This window comes from Caulobacter sp. FG121, assembly GCF_057809815.1.
The window spans coordinates 133,736-154,171 of the sequence record NZ_JBMDKR010000008.1 but is presented as its reverse complement, the minus strand read 5'-3'; the positions used below and the strand labels follow the sequence as shown (position 1 = coordinate 154,171).

General features: G+C 67.0%; 23 protein-coding genes and 1 pseudogene. 15 read left to right on the top strand and 9 right to left on the bottom strand.

The window, feature by feature from the left end; all coding sequences use genetic code 11:
* Positions 1–11 precede the first annotated feature (11 nt).
* The 10 genes and pseudogenes from ACODSL_RS17660 to ACODSL_RS17615 all read left to right on the top strand — a co-directional run bounded on the left by ACODSL_RS17660 (position 12) and on the right by ACODSL_RS17615 (position 10,081).
* Positions 12–722, top strand: coding sequence for a hypothetical protein (locus ACODSL_RS17660; protein ID WP_488902041.1), 711 nt, complete (start codon positions 12–14; stop codon positions 720–722).
* A pseudogene (locus ACODSL_RS17655) lies at positions 688–1,398 on the top strand (lytic transglycosylase domain-containing protein); the annotation flags it as partial. The gene ACODSL_RS17660 and the pseudogene ACODSL_RS17655, both read left to right, overlap by 35 nt.
* Positions 1,384–1,833 (top strand): TrbC/VirB2 family type IV secretion system protein, encoded by a 450-nt coding sequence (locus ACODSL_RS17650; protein ID WP_488902054.1) that lies wholly within the window; start codon positions 1,384–1,386, stop codon positions 1,831–1,833. The pseudogene ACODSL_RS17655 and the gene ACODSL_RS17650, both read left to right, overlap by 15 nt.
* Before the next feature lie 4 nt (positions 1,834–1,837).
* Positions 1,838–2,122, top strand: a complete 285-nt coding sequence (locus ACODSL_RS17645; RefSeq protein ID WP_488902040.1) for a VirB3 family type IV secretion system protein — start codon at positions 1,838–1,840, stop codon at positions 2,120–2,122.
* The gene (locus ACODSL_RS17640; RefSeq protein ID WP_488902039.1) at positions 2,119–4,521 is read left to right on the top strand and encodes a VirB4 family type IV secretion/conjugal transfer ATPase; all 2,403 of its coding nucleotides are present in this window, start codon (positions 2,119–2,121) and stop codon (positions 4,519–4,521) included. Before ACODSL_RS17645 ends, ACODSL_RS17640 begins: the two co-directional genes overlap by 4 nt.
* Positions 4,522–4,556: 35 nt before the next feature.
* Positions 4,557–5,681 carry a TrbL/VirB6 family protein gene (locus ACODSL_RS17635; RefSeq protein ID WP_488902038.1) on the top strand — a complete coding sequence of 375 codons (1,125 nt, stop codon included), beginning with the start codon at positions 4,557–4,559 and terminating at the stop codon, positions 5,679–5,681.
* Positions 5,678–6,448 carry a TrbG/VirB9 family P-type conjugative transfer protein gene (locus ACODSL_RS17630; protein ID WP_488902037.1) on the top strand — a complete coding sequence of 257 codons (771 nt, stop codon included), beginning with the start codon at positions 5,678–5,680 and terminating at the stop codon, positions 6,446–6,448. The genes ACODSL_RS17635 and ACODSL_RS17630 overlap by 4 nt, the downstream gene beginning before the upstream one ends.
* Positions 6,448–7,527 (top strand): type IV secretion system protein VirB10, encoded by a 1,080-nt coding sequence (gene virB10, locus ACODSL_RS17625; RefSeq protein WP_488902036.1) that lies wholly within the window; start codon positions 6,448–6,450, stop codon positions 7,525–7,527. The genes ACODSL_RS17630 and virB10 overlap by 1 nt, the downstream gene beginning before the upstream one ends.
* Position 7,528: 1 nt before the next feature.
* Positions 7,529–8,512 (top strand): P-type DNA transfer ATPase VirB11, encoded by a 984-nt coding sequence (gene virB11 / locus ACODSL_RS17620; RefSeq protein ID WP_488902035.1) that lies wholly within the window; start codon positions 7,529–7,531, stop codon positions 8,510–8,512.
* Between the two features lie 312 nt (positions 8,513–8,824).
* Positions 8,825–10,081 (top strand): toll/interleukin-1 receptor domain-containing protein, encoded by a 1,257-nt coding sequence (locus tag ACODSL_RS17615; RefSeq protein WP_488902034.1) that lies wholly within the window; start codon positions 8,825–8,827, stop codon positions 10,079–10,081.
* Positions 10,082–10,144: 63 nt separating this feature from the next.
* Here the strand turns inward: ACODSL_RS17615 and ACODSL_RS17610 are convergent, their stop codons facing one another.
* Positions 10,145–10,387 carry a hypothetical protein gene (locus tag ACODSL_RS17610; RefSeq protein ID WP_488902033.1) on the bottom strand — a complete coding sequence of 81 codons (243 nt, stop codon included), beginning with the start codon at positions 10,385–10,387 and terminating at the stop codon, positions 10,145–10,147.
* A gap of 465 nt (positions 10,388–10,852) precedes the next feature.
* Between ACODSL_RS17610 and ACODSL_RS17605 the strand changes: the two genes are divergently transcribed.
* On the top strand, positions 10,853–11,824 hold the full coding sequence (locus ACODSL_RS17605) for a hypothetical protein (RefSeq protein WP_488902032.1): 972 nt from the start codon (positions 10,853–10,855) through the stop codon (positions 11,822–11,824).
* A gap of 17 nt (positions 11,825–11,841) precedes the next feature.
* Here the strand turns inward: ACODSL_RS17605 and ACODSL_RS17600 are convergent, their stop codons facing one another.
* From ACODSL_RS17600 to ACODSL_RS17580, 5 genes are all read right to left on the bottom strand, one after another.
* Positions 11,842–12,471, bottom strand: a complete 630-nt coding sequence (locus tag ACODSL_RS17600) for a PEPxxWA-CTERM sorting domain-containing protein (protein WP_488902031.1) — start codon at positions 12,469–12,471, stop codon at positions 11,842–11,844.
* Entirely contained in the window at positions 12,468–13,079 is a 612-nt protein-coding gene (locus ACODSL_RS17595; RefSeq protein ID WP_488902030.1) for a D-Ala-D-Ala carboxypeptidase family metallohydrolase, read from the bottom strand. Before ACODSL_RS17595 ends, ACODSL_RS17600 begins: the two co-directional genes overlap by 4 nt.
* Positions 13,076–13,315, bottom strand: coding sequence for a hypothetical protein (locus ACODSL_RS17590; protein WP_488902029.1), 240 nt, complete (start codon positions 13,313–13,315; stop codon positions 13,076–13,078). The genes ACODSL_RS17595 and ACODSL_RS17590 overlap by 4 nt, the downstream gene beginning before the upstream one ends.
* Positions 13,316–13,681: 366 nt before the next feature.
* Positions 13,682–14,080, bottom strand: coding sequence for a helix-turn-helix domain-containing protein (locus ACODSL_RS17585; RefSeq protein WP_488902028.1), 399 nt, complete (start codon positions 14,078–14,080; stop codon positions 13,682–13,684).
* A 192-nt stretch (positions 14,081–14,272) separates the two neighbouring features.
* Positions 14,273–14,923 (bottom strand): Type 1 glutamine amidotransferase-like domain-containing protein, encoded by a 651-nt coding sequence (locus tag ACODSL_RS17580; protein WP_488902027.1) that lies wholly within the window; start codon positions 14,921–14,923, stop codon positions 14,273–14,275.
* Positions 14,924–15,114: 191 nt separating this feature from the next.
* Between ACODSL_RS17580 and ACODSL_RS17575 the strand changes: the two genes are divergently transcribed.
* The 4 genes from ACODSL_RS17575 (at position 15,115) to ACODSL_RS17560 (ending at position 17,827) form a co-directional block, all read left to right on the top strand.
* Positions 15,115–15,411, top strand: coding sequence for a hypothetical protein (locus ACODSL_RS17575; RefSeq protein WP_488902026.1), 297 nt, complete (start codon positions 15,115–15,117; stop codon positions 15,409–15,411).
* On the top strand, positions 15,408–15,608 hold the full coding sequence (locus ACODSL_RS17570; protein ID WP_488902025.1) for a hypothetical protein: 201 nt from the start codon (positions 15,408–15,410) through the stop codon (positions 15,606–15,608). Before ACODSL_RS17575 ends, ACODSL_RS17570 begins: the two co-directional genes overlap by 4 nt.
* Before the next feature lie 79 nt (positions 15,609–15,687).
* Positions 15,688–16,398, top strand: a complete 711-nt coding sequence (locus tag ACODSL_RS17565) for an XRE family transcriptional regulator (RefSeq protein ID WP_488902024.1) — start codon at positions 15,688–15,690, stop codon at positions 16,396–16,398.
* Between the two features lie 7 nt (positions 16,399–16,405).
* Entirely contained in the window at positions 16,406–17,827 is a 1,422-nt protein-coding gene (locus ACODSL_RS17560) for a recombinase family protein (protein WP_488902023.1), read from the top strand.
* A gap of 273 nt (positions 17,828–18,100) precedes the next feature.
* Here ACODSL_RS17560 and ACODSL_RS17555 read toward each other — a convergent pair whose 3' ends face one another.
* The 3 genes from ACODSL_RS17555 to ACODSL_RS17545 are packed head-to-tail and all read right to left on the bottom strand — an operon-like array spanning position 18,101 to position 20,414.
* On the bottom strand, positions 18,101–18,907 hold the full coding sequence (locus ACODSL_RS17555; protein ID WP_488902022.1) for a polysaccharide deacetylase family protein: 807 nt from the start codon (positions 18,905–18,907) through the stop codon (positions 18,101–18,103).
* A gap of 26 nt (positions 18,908–18,933) precedes the next feature.
* Positions 18,934–20,166 (bottom strand): beta-ketoacyl-[acyl-carrier-protein] synthase family protein, encoded by a 1,233-nt coding sequence (locus tag ACODSL_RS17550; protein ID WP_488902021.1) that lies wholly within the window; start codon positions 20,164–20,166, stop codon positions 18,934–18,936.
* Positions 20,163–20,414: an acyl carrier protein gene (locus tag ACODSL_RS17545; RefSeq protein WP_488902020.1), complete on the bottom strand. Its 252-nt coding sequence runs from the start codon at positions 20,412–20,414 to the stop codon at positions 20,163–20,165. The genes ACODSL_RS17550 and ACODSL_RS17545 overlap by 4 nt, the downstream gene beginning before the upstream one ends.
* Positions 20,415–20,436 lie beyond the last annotated feature (22 nt).

Sequence of the window (20,436 nt, the reverse complement as noted above, 5' to 3'; positions counted from 1 at the left end):
TGGCCGTCTCATTGGTGCTGCATCTCGCAATCCTGGCTTTCCTGTTAACGACCGCCGGACCAAGATCGTATGGCCAGGCGGCAGGAGGCAATGGAACCGGTATTTCGGTTTCTCTCGTGGACGGTATTCCATCCGAAGGGCCGAATTCCCTTGCCCTCCATCGACCAGAAGAGTCGACCCATGTCGGCCAAGATGGCGTGCTGGGGGCAGTCGAAGATCGTAACGACCAGCCGGACATGCCCCAATCGAGCAATCTGGAGCTGGCGACGTTCACACCTCCGCCACTGGCTGAACGGCCCAAGTCGCAGGAGGCCAATGGCAGCGGTGGTGGTGGTGGCGAAACGTTGACCAGTAACGGTGGGGTGAAATCTGTTGGTGGAGATCCCGCCGCTGGGGATGAAATTCTTACACAGATCGCGCGCTGCCTTCCCCCGGATCAGCGGCCAATACTCACTCTATCAAATCTTGTTCTTGAAGTCGGCGGGGACGGTGCCTTGAAGGCTGCGCCTTATGTCTCGTCGACCCTGCCGGTGCTGTCCGCCGCCGACCGTCTCGCCGCAGACCGCGTTGTCCAGGCAGCCCTCCAGTGCGGGCCCTACGACAAGCCCAACTTCAAGAATCGCGTGATCTCGGCCGTAGTGGATTTTTCGGCTATTCAACCGACAGTGGTCGCGGCAAACCTATCGAATGGCGGGGCCGGGGCAGTCTCCACGAGACCATGAGGCGGGATTCGCAGCCGTCGATGCCATGGCGGCCTTGGCCATCGCCAGCCTGGTCGGGGCCGTGGCGGTCGAGGAGCGAATTTGGGGGCAAGTTGTGAGCGGCGTAAGGCCTAGAAATTGGGAAAGCTGCGCTACCAAAAGGACAGTCCAGCGCTTCGCGACGACCCTTTCGGTTGTGCTCATCTTTAGCGGTTTCGGCGCAGGGGGCCTCGCCAGGGCGGACGTTCTAGATATCGATCCAGACGGGATCCAGTCCTGGCATACGGTAGCTGCCGGCGCCGGAGGCTCGGCCGACGGGTCACCAAAGCGAAGTCGTCGGGATTCCGCAAGGCCCTCAAATGCCTTCAGGCAGTGGTCTTCGAGACCGGACCCAACTATCGCCCAGATGATCACGGCGGCGTCAGAGCGGTTCGGGGTGAGCCAATCTCTGGTCGAAGCGGTCGCCTGGCAGGAGTCGCGTTTCAACCCGACGGCGGTCTCGCCTAAGGGGGCCAGGGGCGTCATGCAGCTCATGCCGGCGACCGCCCGCGAGCTGGGGGTCGACGCTGGCGACATGGAGTCGAATATCCACGGCGGCGTCGCTTATCTGGGCCGGCTATTGACCCGCTATGGCGGCGATCGGGCGAAATCCCTCGCAGCTTACAATGCGGGACCCGCGGCTGTGGATCGCTACGGCGGATTGCCACCTTATCGCGAGACTCAATCCTACGTAGCGGCCATATTGGGCAGGCTCGCCCAGCCCTCAGGCCCATTGCTCGTCGCCCACCCCGCGCAGGACTACGCCGTGAAGACACCGACTCCACACAGCGCCGCAGCCACGATCACCGCCATGACCGCGCTTACCATGGCCCTCCCGGCCGCGGCCCAAGCCAATGCGGACCCTGCGGGGTCTGGCCCGATCGTCGCGGCCCTGCAGTGGGTTCAGGGGACGCTGCTCGGAACCCTGGCGACCACGGCGGCCGTCATTGCGGTCGCCGTGGTCGGCCTCATGATGCTGACCGGCCGGATCGAGTGGCGGCGTGGCCTGACCGTCGTCCTGGGCGCGTTTATCGTCTTCGGCGCGGTCGCGATTGTCTCCGGCATGCGCGGCGTGGCGCTCGGCGGCGGCTGAGCCCATGGCGCGGCTTGAGTCGGATCCCATTTTCGCGGTTTTGACGCGCCCCCAGATGATCGCTGGCGTGACCTATAGCTATGCGGTCTTCAACCTCATCGTCACGATCGAAGGGTTCCTGATCACCAAGTCCTTCTGGGCCTTGCTGGTCGCCGCCCTCCTGCATGCGGTCGGCTATCTGGGCTGCCTGCACGAACCGCGCTTCTTCGATCTTTGGATCACCCGGGTGAGCCAGTGCCCGAGGATTAGGAATTTCCGGTTCTGGTCGTCCAACTCCTATCGGCCATGACCTCGCGGTACCACACGACCTATGCCTCAAAGGTGCTGGCGCCGAAGGAAGCGCCCATTGGAGACCGCCTGCCCTATGCGCAGCACCTGGACGAGGCGACGATCCTGACCCGCGAGGGCCTTTTGGTCCAAGTGGTGCGGCTGGACGGATTTCCGTTCGAAACCGCGGATGATGAGGAGCTGAACTACCGCAAGCAGGTCCGCGACAGCCTCTTCCGCGGCTTGGCGAATTCGCGCCTGGCGCTCTATCACCATGTCGTCCGGCGACGCTCGGCACCTCTCCTTGAAGGTGAGGCGGATCAAGCGTTTTGCGTCGAGCTCGATCAACGCTGGCGCGCGAAACTCAACGAACGCCAGCTGTTCACGAACGAGTTGTTCCTTACCCTGGTCAGGCGGCCGCTCCAAGGCAACGCGGGCCTGGCAGAGCGCCTCTTCGGATCTCGGACGCGCGATCAAGCGAAGCTGTCGCAGGACTTGCGCGCGCTCCATGCGGCGCGAGAGACCCTCATCGCGGCCCTCTCTCCGTATGGCGCCCGAACCCTGACCACCTATGAGGGGGAGGGTGGCCTCTATTCCGAGCCCTGTGCGTTCCTGGCGTCGCTCGTGAACGGCGACACACGGCCGGTCCTGGTCCCGCAGGGCGACATCGGCCAAACCCTGGCGGATCGCCGGCTGAGCTTCGGACTGGACGCCATGGAGGCGGCCGCTTCTGGGCACAGCCCTGCACGGTTCGGCGCCGTGGTTTCGCTCAAGGATTATCCGGCACGATCGAACCCGGGCATGCTGGATGGCGTGGCGCGGCTTCCGTTCGAAATGGTCGTCACGGAGAGTTTCGCCTTCGTCGATCGGCAGGTGACGCTTGAGCGCATGGGCTTGGCGGGCCGCCGCCTAAACGCCGCGCGGGACGATGCCTTCAGCCTGCGGGAGGAGCTCGCCGCCGCCAAGGATCAGGTCGGGGCAGGTCGGGCCGCCTATGGCGAACATCACCTCTCGATCCTGGTCCGCGCCGAAAGCCTGGACGAGCTTGACGCCGCAGTCGCCGAGACGCAGTCGGCCCTGGCGGAGATGGGGGCGGTCGCCGTCCGCGAGGACGTCAATCTGGAGGCTGCGTTCTGGGCCCAGTTGCCGGGCAACTTCAAGTACATCGCCCGCAAGGCGCTGATCTCGACGGCGAATTTCGCGAGCTTCGCGTCGTTTCATAACCACGCCACCGGTCGCGCCGAGGAAAACCACTGGGGACCGGCCGTCACGGTTCTCGAGACCACCGCCTTCGGTCCGTACTATTTCAACTTCCACAACGGCGACCTTGGCAACTTCACTGTCATCGGGCCGAGCGGCTCGGGCAAGACGGTGCTGCTGACGTTCCTGCTCGCCCAGGCCCGCAAGTTCCGGCCGAAGGTGATCTACTTCGACAAGGACCGGGGCGCGGAAATCTTCCTGCGGGCCATCGGCGGCCGGTACGACGTGCTTCGGCCAGGGGAAGCGACCGGCCTCAATCCGCTTCTCCTGCCGGATACGGGCGCCAACCGAGCCTTTCTGGCGGAGTGGCTCGCGCAGCTGCTGTCGACCGGCGACCATGTCCTGGGCGCTGAGGACCGTGCGCTGATCGCCGAGGCCGTGGACGCCAACTTCGCCCAACCCGCCCACCACCGGCGGCTTCGCTTTCTGCGGGAGCTGTTTCACGGGGTGCGGCGGCCGAGCGCCGGCGATCTGGCCGCGCGGCTGCAGGCCTGGTGTGACGATGGCGAGCACGCCTGGCTCTTCGACAATGCCGAGGATCGCATCGACTTCGCGCTCGACGCCTTCGGCTTCGATATGACGCGGATGCTCGACACGCCCGCGACCCGCACGCCGGCCATGATGTACCTATTCCACCGCATCGAGCAGCAGCTGGACGGGACCCCCACGATCATCGTCGTGGACGAGGGCTGGAAGGCGCTCGACGACGAGGTGTTCGTGCGGCGACTGAAGGATTGGGAGAAGACCATCCGGAAGCGCAACGGGGTGATCGGCTTCTGCACCCAGAGCGCCGCCGACGCCTTGGAGAGCCGCATAAGCTCCGCCATCGTCGAACAGGCGGCGACGCAGATTTTCTTTCCCAACCCCAAGGCGCGCGCGGTCGATTACGTGGAGGGCTTTGGGCTATCGGAGCACGAGTTCGATCTCGTTCGCACGCTGCCTGACACGTCGCGATGCTTCTTGGTCAAGCAGGCGGACCATAGCGTGGTCGCGCGCCTGGATCTCACGGGCCTGAACGACGAGCTTAAGGTCCTGGCCGGCACGGAACGCTCGGTGCGTCGCCTCGACGCCTTGCGTGACGAACTGGGGGACGACCCAGCCGCCTGGCTATCCGCCTTCGTCGCCCCAGAGGTCTCTCGACGGGCGGGGGCTCGCACATGAGCGCGGTGTGCACGCCCACTGGGGGCGCGGGTCTCGTGCGCGACGTCTTCGACGCCGTCGACTGCAACGCCCGGACATTTTCCGAGGCCGGCTACCACGCGCTGGCGGGGCCGCAGTCCGTATTCCCAATGGCCTTGACGATCATGCTCACCGTCTATGTGGCGTTGATCGGGTACCGCCTGCTGATGGGCGCGGGCGGCATACGGTTCGCCGATACGCCGCTGATCGCGCTGAAGATCGGCGCCATCTTCGCGCTGGCGCTCAATTGGACTGTGTTCCAGACCACGGTCTTCGATCTCGCGTTCGACGGCCCGCCTCAGATCGCGAGGATCATCACGTCGCCCGTAACTGGCGACGCGAACACCACCGATCCGCTCGCCGCCGCGCAGAGCGCCTATGACGAGCTGAGGGCGAGCGCCCAGGAGTACAGTCGAATCGCCGGGTTCAACCCGAATGCGGGCTTCAACCTCCAAGGTGGCGCGGCCACGGCGCTCCAACGGGCCTCCGTGGCGATCCTGGCGGGAACGGCTGGGATCCTGTCGATTGCGGCCATCGCGATCGGTGTGCTGACGGCGGTCGGACCCATCTTCATCGCGCTGTTTCTGTTCGGCGCGACCCGGGGATTGTTCGCCGGGTGGGTGAGGGCGCTGACCGCTGCGGCTCTCGTGCCCCTCTGTTGCTGGGTCGCCAATGGGATGATGCTGGTGACGATCGCGCCGCGGCTGATCCTACTGGCGCAGCAGCGCGCAGCCCATCAACTCGACCCGGACACGGCGACGTCGGTCGCAGCCCTCATCTACATCTTCGCGGGGGCTCAGATCGCCCTTTTGGTCGCCTGCGGAGCCATCGCAGGCGGGTTCAAGATCAGCACGCCATGGCGCGCTGGAGAGATGGCTCAGAATGCACCGGCGACAATTCAGCCGGCTGCGGCGCAGCAGCCGTCTCGGACGGACATCCTCGCGCAGTTCGTTCAACGGTCGTTCTCCGCTGATGCCGGTCTGCGGCCTGCATCGAGTTCGGCCGGTGTCGACCGGGGGGCTTCGGGAAGCCGCGCGCTATCCGGAAGGCCGCCATTTGAGGCGATGACGCGGGTTGGCGAAGTGGCGCGGCGCGGCCGGCCCGTCGGGCGTTCGGGTCAACGTTCAGGGGGGCGTCGATGAAACGGGCGGTGGTTTTCCTCGCAGTCTGTTGGCTGTTCGTTGCGGTGTCAGCGTTCGCCGCGGTGACGCCGTCGCCGGGCCCGGGCGATCCCCGCTACCGGGTGGTGCGCTACGATCCCGACCAGGTTGTCTCGCTCAGGGCGACGTTTGGCTATCAGCTCGCCATCGAGTTCGGCGAGGATGAGCGCATCGAGAACGTCTCGATCGGCGATAGCTTGGCGTGGCAGGTGACCCCAAACCGCAAGGCCAACATCCTGTTTCTCAAGCCGGTGGAACGCGCCGCGCCGACGAACATGACCGTGGTCACCAATCTGCGTCGCTACGGCTTTGACCTTAGCGCAGGGGCCGCGAAGCGAACCGGCGTCGTCTTCGGGCTGCGCTTCGAATATCCAGAACCGATCACCTTGGTGGCCGAGCTCGCGCCTGAAATCCGCCCCGCACCGCCTCAGGACGTGAACCATGCCTATAGCTATGCGGGCGTCGGCACGCACCTGCCCACCCGGGTCTTCGATGATGGGCGCTCCACCTATTTCACCTTTGCCGAAGACGACGCCTACCCGGCCATCTTCGCTGTTGAAGCCAACGGCGCGGAGGCTTCGGTCAACGTCGCTGTCCGAGACGGCTATGTGGTCGTCGACCAGGTCGCACGCGGGTTCGTACTGCGGCACGGGGGTGAGTTGACCCGGTTGTTCAACGACGGATATCGCGAAGCGGGGCCTGGGTCGTTAAGTCCCACGCCGCGCCGGCCACAGAAGGGGAAATACTGATGGCGGCCCCTCCAGAATTCGGCGGCGCCTCGCCGGTGTTTCAACGATCCTCGCAGACAACGCCTATGGTGGCGGCGAAGGCGCCCAGCCTGGGGTTCGCCGCGGGCATTGGGGGCATTGCGCTCCTCGCCGTGATCACGTTTGGCTCGCTGACTCAAGCGCGGATGGCGCGAGCGTCCGTGACGCCAAACAAGCCGCCGCCGCCGCCGACGCAGGCCATCATCCGGCCGAATGTCGTGACCGAACCTCAGCATTCTCCCCCCCCCGCGCCCACGCCAACTCAGCCGGTCGTTGCCGCGCCGAAAGTGCCTGAGCCGGATCCCGTGGCGCGCTGGCACGCGCCGGCCGTGGTGGTCGACCTGGCGCAGAACACGCAGACAGCGCCCGACATGCCTGCGGCCGTGAGCGCGCCTGTGACCCATCCGCTGGCGCCAGTCGATGCGTCCGCTTCTGATCGGCAATTCGCCAACCGGGTGGCCGGAAGTCAGCCGGAAACCGTCTACGCCACCCGCCTGCCGGACGTGGCGCTCGTGGTGACCCAAGGAACATTGATCTCCGCGGCTCTTGAAACCGGTATCAATTCCGATCTCCCCGGGTTCGTCAGAGCGGTCGTCACTCGTGACGTCCGTAGCTTTGACAGCTCGGTGGTCCTGATCCCGCGCGGGTCCACGCTGATTGGCGAGTACAAGAGCGGTGTCGCCCTGGGGCAGTCCCGAGCCTTCGTGGTCTGGTCGCGACTGCTCACGCCGGACGGGGTTTCGATCAATCTTGGCTCGCCCGGAACGGACGCCGTCGGGCGGGCGGGGCTGCAAGGCGAGACCAATAGCCACTTCCTGCAGCGGTTTGGCGCAGCGGGCCTGATGTCGGTGCTGACCACCGGGCTCCAGGCCGTCGCCAACAATTCCAGCCGGGGCTCGACGGCGATTGTCATCGGCTCGCCGCAGCAGGCTACCAACGTCGCCAACATCGCCCTCCAGAAGCAGATCGATATCCCGCCGACGATCACCATCGCCCCTGGCGCGGTGGTTCGCGTTTTCGTGGCGAAGGATCTCGACTTCTCAGGGGTGGTGCGGCGCTAGCATGACCGCCAACGTCTACCTCAAGAGCTATCTCGAACCGTTCGAGCCGTGGCTGTCGCGGCCGGATGTCACCGACATCCTCGTGAACCAGCCTGGCGAAGTGTGGATCGAGACGGCGGCGGGGACGATGAGCCGGGTGGATGCGCCTGACCTGACCGATACGGCGCTCACGCGCCTTGCGCGTCAGGTCGCCGCCGGCTCGAGCCAAGGGGTCAACCGCGAGCAGCCGTTGCTTTCGGCGAGCCTGCCGGATGGGGCCCGAATCCAAGTGATTGGCCCGCCTGCGACCAGGCGGGGAGCCGCCCTCGCGATCAGGAAGCATTCCGTGTCGGACCTGTCACTGGCGTCGCTAGCGGAAGGTGGGATGTTTGGCAGGCCCGACGGACGCCGCTCCGTCGAGGAATCGGATGCGGAACTGCGCGCCCTGCTCGATCAGGGGCAAACCCTCCAATTTCTTAGCCAAGCCGTGAAATTGAAGAAGACCATTGTCGTTTCGGGAGGCACGTCCTCCGGCAAGACGACCCTGCTCAATGCGCTCGTGAAGGAAATTGAGAGAGGGGAACGCCTCCTGGTCATCGAGGACGCGCCGGAGATACGGCTTGAGCACCCGAATTCTTTGGGTCTGCTCGCGGTCCGCGGAGATTTGGGCGAAGCGCGGGTCGGCGTCGAGGAACTCCTGCAGGCCTCACTGCGCATGCGCCCAGACCGCATCCTTCTTGGAGAGCTGCGCGGCAAGGAAGCCTTCGCCTTCTTGAGGGCGGTCAACACAGGTCACCCTGGATCGCTCACGACGGTCCACGCAGATTCGCCGGCCGGCGCCCTGGACCAAATCGCGATGCTGGCCTTGCTCGGGGGTGCCGACGTCAGCTGGATTTCCCTAAGGGATTACGCCCGCCAGGTTGTCGACGTCATTGTTCAGCTAAGCCGGTTCGAAGGGCGACGCTTCGTCAGCGACATAGTGTTCGAAGGCCGAGGGGCGCCGTGAACACGAACCAGTCCGAGTGGCCCTAGCCATGCTTGCCGAAGGTCTGCTTGCGGCCCAGTTCCCAACGTGATCTCGGGACCCACAGCGGAAGTCGCCGGTTCGAATCCTGTGAGTCGAAACGAACCGAACGACAGACCATCTGAACGTCGGGTTGGGGCTCATCAGCGACGTTGGGAAGGTCCGCAGTAGGGCAACGGCTGTGCATCCCTTGGCGACGCGCGCCCCCGGCCGTCAGTGACTCGTCAAGGCAATGAGAGAGGTACACGGGGATCGAGTTCTTTTTTCGTTCCGCCGATTTGGGTATCATCGGGCATGGCTAGTGGATTCGAATTCAAGCTCGGCGGCCGCAAGGTGAACCAGAAGCAGTTCTTCGACGGCATCCGTCAGCAGATGCTCGACAAGGCGCTCAATCACATCGAGGACAAGGTTCGCGGAGCAGCCTCTTCGATCGTTGATCCTGCGACCGGCAAGCGGCCGGCGGTCTTTGTTCGACGGCGCGGCAACGACGGCCATGTCATTCGAACGGAGGGCTCCCCCGAATTCGCGCGTGAGTTGGAACGTCGCCTCGGCGTCGACAAAGGATCAGTGGAGACAACGATGGCCGTGGCGCCGACGCCATACGTCTACCTCGCGCACGCGTCGGAAGATCACGAGACACTCGCCAAGCCACTCGCGGAAAAGCTAATGGCCGCGGGGATCAATGTCTGGCTCGACGGCTGGGAGATCCGTACCGGCGACAGCCTACGTCGGAAGATGGAAGAGGGGCTCACTGACTGCACGCACTTCATGGTGCTGCTCACGCCCAAGTCGCTCGGAAAGCCGTGGGTCGAAACCGAGATCGACGCAGGTTTCCTGAAAGCGGTGCAGGGCACATCTCGCTTCATCGGCCTTCGGCTCGATGTCGGAATCAAACAGCTGTCGCCTTTCCTTCAGACGCTCCGCTGTCCCGAGGTTGACCTATCGGATGATGCAGCGGTCGCGGAGATCGTGGCCGATATTCATGGTGTCAGCGCAAAGCCTGCTTTGGGCCCGAAGCCGCGCTACGTGCAGACAGCACCTCAGGGCGTCGATGGCTGGTCCAAAGACGCCGTCGCGGTCGCCCGGTATCTCGTACTTGAGAGCAAGGGCGGCACGTCCTTTGATCCTCAGACGACGGTCGCAAAAGTGGCCGAGGCGACCGGCCTTCCGGAGCAGGATGTCAGGCTGGGTTTGCTGGACTTAAAAGAGAGCGCCCTCGTCGATACCTCGGGCGCGAACCGCTCCCACTTCTGGCCGAAGGCCTCGCTGTTCGTTGAGTTCGACCGGCACTTTATGGACTTTGATAATTCGAAAGACGCCATCGCTCTCGCCAATCGGCTGGTCAGCGAGGACGTTAATAAAGTGAAGGTCGCAGAAGTCGTTGCGGGCTGGTTTCCGGAGTGGCCCGTCAGGCAGCTAAACAGCGCCATCGCATATCTCGACGATGCCAAGGTAATAGAGGTGCAGCACATTCTCAGCGAGCGGCCCTACGGAGCCTATGAGCTCTATGTCACCGATCGCACGAGGCGGTTTGTCCGCGATCACGGCTAGGACGCATAGCGCAGGAGTTGTTGGTCTAACTTAGGCGGTAAGATGTGCGTTGTAGTACAACGCTCACTTGCCAGGGAGGCCGGCTGCGCGCCTCCCCGGGATGCCCGGCGCGTCACGCCAGGCAAGGCCGATCGTCAGGTAGACGCGATAGTCGCGCTTCGCCGCGGCGGCATTCGCCATCGAGCGGGCCGTTTCCACGGTCGGATGGTCCGCGAAGTTTGGAGGAGGGGCGAGGCCGAGTATGCCGAGGACCGTTCCCGCGAGGAAGGCTTTCTGGGCGAGTGCCCTGGCAAGCTGCGCGCGCATAGGTGGCACCTTCTCAGCGCCGCTCTGCCTACGCAATGGCAGACAGACAAGGAGCGCATGTCTGCTTGCGGCCCCGAAGCCAAGGTCCGCAAGTGGCGCATTTCAGCAGTCTCAAGTCCGACTCGTTGGCCAACGAGGGGATCGAACCGGCGAGCTTCGCCAAAGGCCCATTCAAACTCCCGCCGAAGGGAGGCCCCGCTCAGAAGCGTGCGAGCAGAGCGCGGGCCGCGTCAGGTGGAGAACCTCGGAGCCGCTGCCGCCATCGATGGTGTCCGCGTTCGTCATGTTGGTGGAGATCGTGCCGTCGTCGACGCCGCTGTTTAGCTGATCGTGCCCTCGGCCCCCGAAGATCGCATCGTCGCCCGCCGCACCTGGCGATTGGATGAGGCGGGCTGGAGTAGGGGGGCGGGAACGGTCCCGAGACGCCAGATTGATCCGAAGCGCCGGCCGCCCTAGGTTCGGGAAATGCGGAAAGCCGACCTTGCCGAGCGCCACCACCAACGTGGCGGCGCCCATAAGATTGCGGGTCGGCTTGAGCCGGCGGAGAAGGAATTTCGCGCCGCGCTGGCCCTCGACCCCAGCCGCGCGATCTTCCGGTACTCGCTGGGGACGCTCCTGCTGAGGCGGGGGCGCTACGCGGAAGGCTTCCGGCTCTACGAGAGTCGTCACGAGATTCCAGAGTTCCGGAATCCGAAGCCGCAACTGCCCTTTCCCGAGTGGCGGGGGGAGGACGTCGCCGACCGACGGATCGCGATCTGGCCCGAGCAGGGTTTCGGCGACCAGATCCAGTCCGCCCGTTTCGCCCCCGTCCTGAAGGCGATGGGCGCGGAGGTGATCCTGCTCTGCTCGCCTGGTTTGGTCCGCCTCTTCCAGGGCCTCGACGTCAGCGTGGTCTCCGCCTCAGGGGCGGTGGAGTTTCCAGATCCCGATGCCTGGGTGATGTGTGAATCGATCGCCGGACGGCTGGGTCTTTCGGTCTCCACCCTGCCGAACGCACCCTATCTGCATTTCCCGTCGCCGCAGCGCTCCGGGCCGTTCCGCGTTGGACTGTGCACACGCGGCGACCCGCGCCACGCAAACGACCAGCATCGATCTCTCTCGCAGGCTGACGCCCGTCGCCTGTATGACATGCCGGTCGAGATCGTCAGCCTGCATCCTGAGGACAGCGGCGCGAAGGACTTCCAGGAGACCGCTGAAATCATCTCAGGCCTCGACCTGGTTATCTCGGTCGACACCTCCGTCGCACATCTGGCGGGCGCCATGGGCAAGGCCTGCTGGGTGCTGATCCCCGCGTTCAACACCGACTGGCGGTGGCTTGAGCGGCGCGCCGACTCCCCCTGGTACCCCTCGATGAGGCTGTTCCGGCAATCAACGCCAGGCGATTGGGCGCCGATGATCGAGGCGATCTCGTCGGCGATATCAGAAGCCGCCGGATAGCTCCGCCGGAGAGACGCCTAAGCTGTTTGGCCGCGGCGCCCGCGCAGCGTCGCGCCGATAGCCGTGAAGCCCAGGATCATCATCGTCCAGGCGGCTGGCTCTGGAATGGCCACAGGATCCAGCGCGATGAACTCGTAGTGCCCACCTTCACCCGGCGCGGTTATTCCGTAGAGATGCCCGACGCCGTCGGAATAGCCATATTCCGCGTAGCAGGTGGCGATGCTGGGACAGGTGGGGTCGTAGTAGTACGACTCATTTCTGATGGTGAACGTCACCAAGCCGGGGACCGCGGTCTGCGTAAAGGTGATCTCCGGGTATTTCCCGTAGCCGTCCGACTTCTTCTCGCACGGCGGCGCCGCCCCTGATTGGGGGACGTAGCAGGACTGGTCAAAGACAAAGCCCTCGTTAACTCCTCCAGCTATGCGGTTCAGTATGTACTGGACCTGGTTCATAGTTCCGCTGTCCGACGTAAAGCCGGCGTATTGGAACATGAACGTCTGCTGATACCCCGCAGCCGGGGCGACGTAGTGCCAGTTGTAGGCGGCTTCCTCACCTGGCGCGACGTCAGCCGAATAGACGACGGTTGCGGCCGCCGGCGTCGCCGCAGATGCGAGCGCCAGGACGGCGGCCCATTGAACAAACTTCATTTCCCACCCCCAAACACGACCCGTCCTGTCGCGGATTCGCTGTTGGTTGCATATCGTTCTCGCGCACAGGTTGTACGCGGAAGGGCTGTGTGCGGGGTCGGCGGGAGGGCGCAACCAACAGTCCGGGCGGCGCCTCTGGGGGGCTTCACGCCGCCGAGGCGGGGGAGCCCTGGCATATAGACAGGGCCGTGTGGACCCGGGGTCATGGTCAGCACCGACCGGCGGAGCGCGTGGCGGCCGGTCCAGGACACGTGGACCCAGCCGCTGGCCGGATCGGCGGCGCGATGGCCTTCCAGGATCAGTTGATCGAAGTCCAGATGGTCGCGGATCCAGGCCGCCAGCACGAGGTTGGAATGACCGGGCGCCTCGAGATCGGCCGCCTCCGCGCGCCGATGTTGCGAAGTGGGCGTGCTTCCCACCGCGCGGTTGACCGCGTCCGACCGGTAGCCGCTGTGCACGATCACCCGCCCGAAACGACCCCGGACCGGCTCCAGCACGTGCAGGCACAGGTCCCTGGCGTTGAGCACCAGGCCGGGTGGGATGGCGTTGGGCAGGCCGGTCTTGGTGTGCTCGAACTCGGCCAGCTCGAAATGCTCGGAGAGCCTCATGCGTCGCCTCCGTTGGGGGTTTCGGTCTTGTGGTTCATGGCCAGGGCCGCGCCCCCGGCGGCGATCAGGCCGCCCAGGCCGATGGCCACGCCCTGGGGGTCGAAGATCTGGCCGCGGGCGGTGGCGTAGGTCTCGCAGGCCATGAACCAGACGACGCCCAGCGCCCACAGGGCGCGCTTGAGGTCGAAGGTGTGGCCGTCGGCCTCGGTGAAGAGGTCCTGCAGAAATCGGAACATGAGGCGCGTCTCCCTGGCGTCATTGAGATTCGGCTGGCGTTCGACGATGCGGCCGGGTCCTCCTGGACCCGTCGCGCCGGGGCTCCGGCGCCGATCAGGGCCTTGGGCGGAGCGGCCCGGCCTGGTGTCGGGCGTCGGTGGGACTGGTTGCGGCGCCGAGCCCGGCCGCAGGCGTGTTCGAGCTGTGGGTCGAGGCACATGGGCCTGCGGCCGCGGGGCGTTGGCGTCTCCATGGGGATGCGTGCGGCCGACACCGCCGATGCAGTCACCCTAGAACAGAAAGGGAATATCCTCAAAATATTCTGTAGGAAAAATACAGTGGACGCCGCCGTAAACGGGAAGCTTCCTCCCGGGCGACCTGGGGCCTCATCGCTCCGCTCTGGACCTGCGGCGTGGGCCGGCGTTCTTCTGCGCCAGACCAAGGACCAGGTTCAGCACCTCGCGGCGCTGGACGTCGTTAAGCTGGCTCCAGGCGACGACCAGCGGCCTGTTGTCCCCATCCCGGGCGAAGGCGGCGACCACCTCGTCGTCGGGCGCGACGGTGGGGCCATCCGGCAGCAGCGCCGCCACCGTGGTCTCCAGGGCGTCGGCCACCCGCACGAGCCCCGCGGCCGAGAGCCGGTTGACCCCGGTCTCGTACTTCTGGACTTGCTGATAGGTGACCCCGATGCGGCCGGCCAGGGTCGCTTGGCTCATCCCAAGCTTGCGTCGGCGGATCCGGATGCAGCCGCCGACAAAGACATCGATCGGGTCGGGGCTCGGCATGGCCTGGGGACTCTCGCGGGCGCGGCGGCGCGGTTGGCCAGATGTCGTCGATTCTGCCGCGTCCGCACCGCCGGCGCCAGTCCGCGGAACGCTCACGCCGCCGATCAGGCCGTCGCGCGCCGGCTGGCCGGGCCCAGCCCGTGCATCGCCACCCACTGCAGCAACATGATCGTCTAGGCGAACGAGGCGCGCCTAGGCGGGCGCCTCGACCCTGTCCCCGTCGACGATGATCGCCTCGCCGTCGCGCAGGGTGCGGTGGGGGACGCCCTGGGCGGCGAGGTGGGCGGCGGCGCGGGCCGCGGCCTCGGCCTCCGGATGGTCGGACCCGAAGTGGGGGACGATGACGTAGTCGACCAGGCCCAGGCCCTCCCAGACCGGATAGGGGTCGTAGTCGGGCATGACGACGTCGGGTTCGTCCATCAACTCGATGCCGCGCAGGCTGGAGCCGGCGACCACGGCGCCGGCGCTCCAGCCGCCATAGACCAGGCTGTCCTCGGCCAGGCGGCGGCGGAGGATTTGGTCGAAGCCGCTCTGGCGCATGGCGCGGCGCAGCAGGAACGAATTGCCGCCGACCGCCCAGACCAGCTGGGCGTCGGCCAGCGCCGCCTCGAGGCCGGCGGGGTCCCAGAAATGCTCGCGCAGGTCGAGGTCGCGGGCGTCGACGCCGTGGTCGCGGAAGTGGGCGATCGGATCGAAGATGCGCTCGGCGTAGGCACGCCGGGCGTCGGGCGGGATGAAGTCGACGGCGTTGGAGATCACCACGCAGCGGGCGCCGGGGCCGGCCATCTGGAGGAGGCGGTCGAAGCGGTCGCTCATGCGGAAGGAGGAGAGGAACAGCCGCATGGGACCTCGCTCGGGGAGGGGCAGGATGGCGGCGCCCGGCGGGGTGGGCAAGGGACCGCGAAGGTCCGCCTCCGCGGCGAGCGCCGCAACTGCATCGCGCGGCCCAAGCGAACAGCTGTGTATAAAAGCTACAATTTCAGTTGCACGTTCCCTGTATGTTCCATACAATCCATCCTATGAAACACGAACCCTTGTCCCATCCCGTCAAAGCCCAGGATTACGCGGCCCTACGTCAAGGCGGGACGCAGGCCGACCGCGCCCGGGTCGAACTCGGTCTCGGGCCGGCCGCCGCCCGGGGAATGGAACGCCTGCTGCAAACTCGGACGGCGCGGGGCGCCGGCGACCGGCATCTGCCGAAGTTCGCGCGGCACGACCGGCATGTGGCCGAGGTCCTGGCCCAGGGCGGGTTCTGGGCGTTGTCGGAGCGGCGGATCGGCAAGTCCGCATTCGTCGTCTGCCTGCCGCTGCTGCCGCCGGTGCGGCCATGAGCTTCGAGGAGTCCCGGCTCGCGGCCTCGATCGTCAGTCGCGCGCTACGGCGCCCCGACCTGGCGCGCCGGGGCCTGTTCCTGCGCGAGCTGATGACCCATGCGGCCGCCGGACTCGCCCTGATGGAGGGCGAGCGCACGGCCGGCGAGGCAGTCTATCGCATCGCCGACGCGGTGGTGGATCGGCGCCGGGACTGAGCTTTGCGCGCAAACTTGGCGAGGCGCGGGCGGGCATGATAGAGTTGTATGTAAGATACATACAGTTGGCAAATTGCAAATGTATGTTACATACATCCTCAGGCCGGACCTCAATCGCGCCAGCCGCCTGCGCTCCGCTCGCGTCGCCCTGGGTTACCCGACCGCGTCGGCGGCGGCGGACGCGTTTGGCTGGAACCGTAACACCTATGCGTCCAACGAGAACGGCAACGCGCCCTACTCGTTCGGCAAGGCCAGGACCTATGCGGCGGCTTTCGGCGTCGATCCCATGTGGCTATATGACGGCGCCGAGTCGACAAGACCGGTCGCACCCCCCGCCGGGCCGCCGGCGCCGCCCGCCGCGCCGGCGGAGGTCCTCGTCCCGGTGCTCGGCCGGGTCGGCGCGGACACCGAGGGTACGGTCCTGTTCGCCACCGGGCAGGGGGCGGGGGACCTCGCGCCCTTGCCGCCCGGGGGGTCGAAGAAGGCTGTGGCCCTGCTCATCGCCGGCCATTCGATGCGCGGCCTCGCCGACGACGGCGGCCTGATCTATTTCGAGGACCAGCGCAGCGCGCCCAGCGCCGACATGCTGGGCCAGGTGGTGGTGGTGGAGACCGCCGACGACGAGGTGCTGGTCAAGCGCCTGCTGCGCGGGTCGCGGGCCGGGCTCTACGACCTGGAGAGCATCCGCGGGCCGACGCGGCGGGACTGCAAGCTGCGCTGGGCCGCCCACATCACCGCGATCATCCCGCCGCACCAGGCGCGCAAGATCCTGCGCCCCGCGAACATGTGAGGCCGCGATGGCCGGCCCGTCCGCCCCGGACCCCGCAGGCCGGCCCGCCGCGCAATACATCCGGATGTCGAAGGAGCATCAGCGCTACTCGCCGATGCACCAGAAGGCGGCGATCGCGACCTATGCGACCGAGCACGGGCACCGGATCGTACGCACCTATGCCGACGAGGGCGTCAGCGGGGTGTCGATGCGCCGCCGCGCCGGGCTCCAGGCCCTGCTGGCCGACGTCCTCGCCGGCCAGGCCGACTATGAGACCGTGCTCGTCTATGACGTCAGCCGCTGGGGGCGGTTCCAGAACCCCGACCAGGCCGCCCACTATGAGTTCCTCTGCGCCGAAGCCGGCGTGCAGGTCGAATATTGCGCCGAGCTGTTCGACAACGACGGCAGCCTGACCTCCGGCCTGCTCAAGCACCTCAAACGGGCGATGGCGGCGGACTACAGCCGCGAACTGTCTAGGAAGGTCCGCCAGGCGCAGCGCGGGATCGCCCAGCTGGGTTACTGGCAGGGCGGCCGGGCGCCCTACGGCCTTCGACGCCGGCTGGTCATGCCGGATGGGCAGCTCGGCGCCGTCCTGCAGCCGGGCGAGGCCAAGGGCGTCCAGAGCCACAAGGTCATCCTGGTCCCGGGGCCCCGGCGCGAGGTGGTCACCGTCAACCGGATCTTCCGCCTCTACGCCTTCGGCGGGCTCGGAACCCGACGCATCGCCAACCTACTGAACGCTGAAGGCCAGGTCGCAGGAAACGGCAAGCCCTGGACCGAGGTCTCGGTGAACTCGGTGGTGACCAACGCCGCCTATGTGGGCGATCTCGAATACGGACGGCTCCGCGCTCGCCTGGGCGCCAGACCCGAGCGCCAGCCGCGGTCGGACTGGGTCATCGTCAGGGGCGCGTTCGAGGCCATCGTCCCGCGCCGGGAGTTCGACGCGGCGCAGGCGGTGCGAAAGGCCCGCCACCCCATGCCCTCGTCCGAGGAGGTTCTCGCCCTCATGCGGCAGGTCTACGAAAAGCATGGAGTGGTGACCTTCAAGCTACTACGCGCCGCCGGGCCCACCGGGACCATTCATTTCATCAAGCGACATGGCGGGCTGAGGCTGGCCTGCGAGGCCATGGGCGCGCGCCTGATCGACCGGCCCCGGATGCACCGGATCACGGTCGCGGACACGCTCGCCCTGGAGCGGTTGGCGGCGCTCTATGGGCGCCACGGCTATATCTGCGAAGCCCTGATCCGGGCCGACCACACCATGCCCTCACTGAAGACCTACCGCGCGCGATGGGGCGGCCTAGCGGAGGCCTATGCGCAGGTCGGGTTCTTCCCGTTGCGCGAGGCCGGCGGCGTCCTACCCAGCGATCCGCGCCGGGCGCTATCCGTAGCCGTCCAGCGCGTGAAACGCAGGGTGCTCGCCGCGCAGGCTGCTGAGGCCACCCGTTAGAGCTATCAGGGCCGGCGGGGACGGCCTTCGGCGCTAGCCAGGCCACTGCCTCATCGGCGTGCCGGCGGAACGTCGAGGACTCCGGGGCCACGTCGATGGCGGACCTGATGCTGCGTGGCGCCCGGTGTCCGCTTGCGGTCGCGCCGCCAAGGTCCGTTCCTGGCGCATGGCGGACCCATCCCTACTGACTGAGGCAGGACAGTGGTGCGGTGCGTCGCTGAGTGTCGTCGGGTGCGCTTGGGTGGGCTCGTGGGCCTTGGCGGCGACGAGCGATCAGACGCCGGTTAGTCGTTGAAGGACGGTTCCGACCGGGGCGCACCACAGGGGGCGCGCCAGGATGCCGTCCAGGATGCGCGCGTGGGTGGCGAGGCTGACGTCGCCTGTGGTTCGCCAGTTGGGAAGCACCTCGTGGAACACCAGGATCGCCCAGCCGCCCTGCCTGAGGGCGAGGTCGAGATAACGTTCCGCCGGCTCGGCATCGTCGGCATGTTCCGTGGGTTCGAACCCGTGCAGGAAGAACCGGTCGGCCGTGACCCTGTCGGGGCGATTGGGGAGGCCGTCGGTGGTGCGGGCGGCGCGGAAGGTGCGGCTGACCAGGTCGCCATAGCGCTTTTCCCGATCGGCCCGGCGCCCCGGACCGAGTTCGGTGTCGTCGCAGGGATAGGCATAGATCCGGGCGGGCGTCACCCCCAGCTTCGACAGGATCTGGTCCTCCATCGGGCGCAGCTCACGGGCGGCGAAGCCCTCCGGCGTCTCGCGACGCAGGTCGCAGGGATGCGAGATCGTATGGTTGGCCATCTCGTGACCTGTCGCGGCGGCGGCGCGCCAGCGGTCCCATCGGCCGGCCATGTTGTCGGAGGTCAGGAAGAAGGTCGCCCGCAGCCCCCGCGCGTCGAGCTGGGGCAGGGCGTTGTCGAGCTGGCTGGTCAGGCCGTCGTCATAGGTCAGGCTGACGGCGGCGGGCCGCCCATCCGGGTAGGGAGACGCCGTCCCGGAGCGGCCCGGTCCGCCCAGAAGGGCCAGGGACAGGCCTGCGGATATCCGGATGAGGCGGCGGCGCGTGAGGTCGGGTCGGGTCAAGGGGTTGGGTTCGCGGCTCTGGCGGCCTAGCGACCGAAGGCCAGGGATACGTTGAGTCCGCCGAACGCGAAGGCGTTGAGCAGCAGGCCTTGCGCGGCGATGGCGCGCGCGGCGCCGAGCACCAGGTTCAGGTCGATCTCAGGATCGCAGCCGAGGTGGTTCAGGATCGGCGGGGCGAGGCTCGCCTGGAGCGCCTGCAGCGCGATCACCGCCTGCAGGGCCGCCGAGCCGCCGATCAGGTGGCCGTGGGCGCTCTTGGTGGCGATGACGGGATGGCGCGCCATGGCGTCGCCGAAGACGTTGCGGAGGGCCTTGGCCTCGTTGGCGTCGTTGAGCGGCGTGCCGGTGCCGTGGGCCGAGACCAGGACCTCGTCCATCCGGTCGAGGCCGGCGGCCGCGGCCGCCTGGCGGATGGCGGCGCTGGGGCCTTCCAGGCTGGGCTGGGTGATATGGCCGGCGTCGGAGGTCATGGCGCCGCCGAGGAATTCGCCAAGGATCGGCGCGCCGCGGGCCTGGGCGTGGTCGTAGGCTTCCAGGACAAGGGCCGCGCCGCCTTCGCCCATGGTCATGCCGTCGCGATCCTTCGAGAACGGATGGCAGGGGCCGGCGGACAGCGCCTGGATCGCCTGCCAGCCGCACATGCTGCCGGGGGTGGCGATGGCCTCGGATCCGCCGACCAGGGCCACCTCGACGAGGCCCGAGGCGACCAGTATGGCGCCCTGCAGGATGGCGTGGGCCGAGGAGGCGCAGGCGCTGGAGGTCGAGAAGACCGGGCCGTGGACGCCGAACTGCATGGCCACGGCGCTGGCGGGGGCGGAGACCATCACCTTGGGCACCATGGCCGGGTGCATGCGGCTGGTCTTAAGGCCGTAATAGCGCTCATATCCCTTCTCCAGGGTGGCCAGGCCCCCCATGCCGTGGCCGGTGACGATCGCCGTGCGCTGGTCGAGCACGCCGTCGCCGACCAGTCCGGCCTGGTTGAAGGCCTCGAAGGCGGCGGCGAGCTGCATCAGAGCGAAGGGGTCGAGCAGGCCGCTGATCTTGCGGCCCATGCGCGCCTCCAGTCCGGCGGCGTAGCCCGGTGAAGTCATGGCCGCCGGCAGCACCAGGGGCTCGGGACCCTGCTCACCGGGATCGAAACGCGTGGGGGCTATGCCGCAGACGCCGTCGCGCGCCGCCTGCCAGTTGACCTCGGCGCCGGCGCCGAGGGCGGAGACCGCGCCAAGTCCGGTGACCGCGACGCGGCGGCCCAGGCTCACTTGGGCTCTCCCGCCGCTTTGATCTTGGCCAGCAGGTGATCGACCATGTCGCCCAGGGTCTCCATCTGGGGCATGTCGCCTTCCTCGATCCGGACGCCGGTCTTCTCCTCCAGCTCGAACAGCAGGCTGATCACGTCGATCGACGAGACGCCCAGGTCCCCGAGCTTCGCCTCGCGGGTCAGCCGGTCGCGGTCGAGGATCGCCTCCTCGGCCAGCATGTCGAGCAGTTCGGACTCGGTGATGTTCATCTCGATCTCCGGGGATGGAGGG

Excerpts from the sequence above, each read along its gene's own strand:
- ACODSL_RS17645 (WP_488902040.1), top strand. The coding sequence starts at position 1,838 with ATGGCGCGGCTTGAGTCGGATCCCATTTTCGCGGTTTTGACGCGCCCC.
- ACODSL_RS17640 (WP_488902039.1), top strand. The coding sequence starts at position 2,119 with ATGACCTCGCGGTACCACACGACCTATGCCTCAAAGGTGCTGGCGCCG.
- ACODSL_RS17630 (WP_488902037.1), top strand. The coding sequence starts at position 5,678 with ATGAAACGGGCGGTGGTTTTCCTCGCAGTCTGTTGGCTGTTCGTTGCG.
- virB10 (WP_488902036.1), top strand. The coding sequence starts at position 6,448 with ATGGCGGCCCCTCCAGAATTCGGCGGCGCCTCGCCGGTGTTTCAACGA.
- virB11 (WP_488902035.1), top strand. The coding sequence starts at position 7,529 with ATGACCGCCAACGTCTACCTCAAGAGCTATCTCGAACCGTTCGAGCCG.
- ACODSL_RS17615 (WP_488902034.1), top strand. The coding sequence starts at position 8,825 with ATGGCTAGTGGATTCGAATTCAAGCTCGGCGGCCGCAAGGTGAACCAG.
- ACODSL_RS17610 (WP_488902033.1), bottom strand. The coding sequence starts at position 10,387 with ATGCGCGCGCAGCTTGCCAGGGCACTCGCCCAGAAAGCCTTCCTCGCG.
- ACODSL_RS17605 (WP_488902032.1), top strand. The coding sequence starts at position 10,853 with ATGCGGAAAGCCGACCTTGCCGAGCGCCACCACCAACGTGGCGGCGCC.
- ACODSL_RS17600 (WP_488902031.1), bottom strand. The coding sequence starts at position 12,471 with ATGAAGTTTGTTCAATGGGCCGCCGTCCTGGCGCTCGCATCTGCGGCG.
- ACODSL_RS17595 (WP_488902030.1), bottom strand. The coding sequence starts at position 13,079 with ATGAGGCTCTCCGAGCATTTCGAGCTGGCCGAGTTCGAGCACACCAAG.
- ACODSL_RS17590 (WP_488902029.1), bottom strand. The coding sequence starts at position 13,315 with ATGTTCCGATTTCTGCAGGACCTCTTCACCGAGGCCGACGGCCACACC.
- ACODSL_RS17585 (WP_488902028.1), bottom strand. The coding sequence starts at position 14,080 with ATGCCGAGCCCCGACCCGATCGATGTCTTTGTCGGCGGCTGCATCCGG.
- ACODSL_RS17580 (WP_488902027.1), bottom strand. The coding sequence starts at position 14,923 with ATGCGGCTGTTCCTCTCCTCCTTCCGCATGAGCGACCGCTTCGACCGC.
- ACODSL_RS17570 (WP_488902025.1), top strand. The coding sequence starts at position 15,408 with ATGAGCTTCGAGGAGTCCCGGCTCGCGGCCTCGATCGTCAGTCGCGCG.
- ACODSL_RS17565 (WP_488902024.1), top strand. The coding sequence starts at position 15,688 with ATGTATGTTACATACATCCTCAGGCCGGACCTCAATCGCGCCAGCCGC.
- ACODSL_RS17560 (WP_488902023.1), top strand. The coding sequence starts at position 16,406 with ATGGCCGGCCCGTCCGCCCCGGACCCCGCAGGCCGGCCCGCCGCGCAA.
- ACODSL_RS17545 (WP_488902020.1), bottom strand. The coding sequence starts at position 20,414 with ATGAACATCACCGAGTCCGAACTGCTCGACATGCTGGCCGAGGAGGCG.